Raw genomic sequence first — 2,617 nt, 5'->3', positions numbered from 1 at the left:
TGTTGACGCCGACCGAAAACTGACCAGCAAAAGGGGTGTATACCGGCCGAAAACTGACCAGGGTGTTTGACCTATCCTGCCTAATTTTTAGGCAGAGGAAACGGGGTGATCACCATGGAGATGTTGGGCAGGATCAGAAGGATGTTTTACCGGGACGGGTTGTCCCGGTCGGAGATAGCGCGGCGGACGGGGTTGTCGCGCAACACCATCAAGAAATGGCTTGTGGCGCCGCAAGCGGTGGCGCCCAAGTACCGGCGGCGAGGTCCAACGGGGAAACTGGCGGCATTTGAAGCCACGTTGCGGCAAGCCCTGGAAGCGGACGCTCATCGACCGAAGCGGGACCGGCGCACGGCGCTCGTGCTCCACGCCGAACTGAAGGCGGTGGGCTACGGTGGCGGCTACACGGCAGTGACAGACTTCATCCGGCGCTGGCACCAGGACGCTGGCGCCCGCGCCCCGACCCGCGCCTTCGTTCCCCTGAAATTCGGGTTAGGGGAAGCCTTCCAGTTCGACTGGAGCGAGGAAGGGCTGGTCATCGGCGGGGTGTGGAGGAAGCTCCTGGTGGCCCACCTGAAGCTGTGCGCGAGCCGGGCCTTCGTCCTGGTGGCCTACCCCAGCCAGGGGCATGAGATGCTGTTCGACGCCCACACCCGGAGCTTTCTGGCCCTGGGCGGGATCCCGCGGCGGGGCATCTACGACAACATGAAGACCGCCGTGGACAAGGTGAAGAAAGGCAAGGGACGGGTAGTCAATGCCCGCTTCAGCGCCCTGTGCTCCCATTACCTGTTCGAGGCCGACTTCTGCAATGTCGCGTCGGGCTGGGAGAAGGGCGTGGTGGAGAAGAACGTCCAGGACAGCCGGCGGCGCATCTGGCAGGAGGCCGGGAAACACCGCTTCGGCAGCTTCGCCGAACTCAACGCCTGGTTGCTGGGGCGCTGCCGGGTTCTGTGGCAGGAGGTACGCCACCCCGAGTACCGGGAACTGACGGTTGCCGAGATGCTGGAGCACGAAGCGCCCCACCTGATGCCCATGGTGACCCCCTTTGACGGCTACGTCGAAGAGGCCGGGCGGGTATCCAGCACCTGCCTGGTGAGCATTGCCCGCAACCACTACTCGGTGCCCTGCGAACTGGCGGGGAAGCTGATCAGCAAGCGCCTCTACCCGGAACGGGTGGAAGTCGTCCATGGCGATACTGTGGTGGCGAGCCACCCCCGGCTCTTCGAGCGGGGCCAGACCCGCTACGACTGGCAGCACTACATCGGGCTCGCGGAAAGGAAACCCGGCGTACTCCGGAACGGCGCGCCCTTCGGTGACCTACCGGAAGCCTTGCGGCGCCTGCAGCGGCTCCTCCTTCAACGCGAAGGCGGAGACCGGGTGATGAGCCAGGTACTCGCTGCCGTCCCCCGGGCCGGGCTGGAGGCCGTTGTAGTGGCGGTCGATCTGGTGCTGGAGTCCGGCCTGGTCAGTGCCGAGCACATCCTCAATGTTCTGGGGCGGCTCAACTCGGCGCTGCCCCCAGGACCCGTCGCCACGCTCCTGCAGGTCAAGGAGGCCCCGCTGGCCGACACCGGCCGCTACGACCGACTGCGCCGGAAGGAGGCCGACCATGCGTGACCTCGGCGCTGAACTGAAATCCTTGCGGCTTTACGGCATGGCGAGCGCCTGGGCCGACCTGGTGGCCCAGGGAGGCGGGGCGAGCCTGGATGCCTCCCGCTGGCTGGTCGAGCATCTCCTGCAAGCGGAAAGCGATGACCGGGGGCTGCGTTCCATCGCCTACCAGATGCGGGCGGCCCGCTTCCCGCTGCACCGGGACCTGGCCGGGTTCGACTTCGAGTCCTCACCGGTGGACCGGCGGTTGATCAGCGAGCTTGCGGACCTCGCCTTCACCGAGGTGGCCCACAACGTGGTGCTCATCGGTGGTCCCGGTACCGGCAAGACGCACCTGGCCACCGCCCTGGGCGTTTCCGGGATTGCCCGGCACGGCCGGCGGGTGCGCTTCTTCGCTACCGTGGATCTGGTCAATGCCCTGGAGCAGGAGAAGGCGGTCGGCAAGGCGGGGCGGATCGCCCATAGCCTCCTGAACGTCGACCTGGTGGTCCTGGACGAGCTCGGCTACCTGCCCTTCAGCCAGGCGGGCGGGGCCTTGCTCTTCCATCTGCTCTCCAAGCTCTACGAGCACACCAGCGTCATGATCACCACCAACCTCGCCTTCGGGGAATGGGCCAGCGTCTTCGGCGATGCCAAGATGACCACGGCGCTCCTGGACCGCCTGACCCATCACTGCCACATCGTCGAGACCGGCAACGAGTCCTACCGTTTCCGGCATAGCAGCGCCACGGCAACCTCCCGCATCAAAGCGCGGGAGCACACCCGGCGGTCCAAGCCGGCCGAGCCGTTCTGAGCGCCGCCGCGCGGGGAAATCCGTTCCGGGCTACGCCCTCCACGGATTTCCCCGCGCCCCCCCAGCCTTAGCCGACGAATGCCGGGCAACCACAACGCTTCAGAAAGGGAGGAAATCTGGGATAGACTTATCCACAGCCGCACCAATGACAAGCGGCTATCAGGCCTGGTCAAATTTCAACCGGTACACCTGGTCAAAATTCAGCCGGTACGGACA

The 2,617-nt window shown here is 65.8% G+C and carries 2 protein-coding genes; both read left to right on the top strand.

Annotated elements, in window-relative coordinates:
* Positions 1 to 114 precede the first annotated feature (114 nt).
* Entirely contained in the window at positions 115 to 1,614 is a 1,500-nt protein-coding gene (gene istA, locus PHI64_RS23525) for an IS21 family transposase (RefSeq protein ID WP_299888856.1), read from the top strand.
* The gene (istB, locus tag PHI64_RS23520) at positions 1,607 to 2,401 is read left to right on the top strand and encodes an IS21-like element helper ATPase IstB (protein ID WP_296404272.1); all 795 of its coding nucleotides are present in this window, start codon (positions 1,607 to 1,609) and stop codon (positions 2,399 to 2,401) included. The genes istA and istB overlap by 8 nt, the downstream gene beginning before the upstream one ends.
* Positions 2,402 to 2,617: the final 216 nt, after the last annotated feature.

This window comes from Zoogloea sp. (genome assembly GCF_028689785.1).
GTDB lineage: Bacteria > Pseudomonadota > Gammaproteobacteria > Burkholderiales > Rhodocyclaceae > Zoogloea.
Note: the sequence above shows the minus strand (reverse complement) of the source record. Positions and strands in the feature narration are given on the sequence as shown.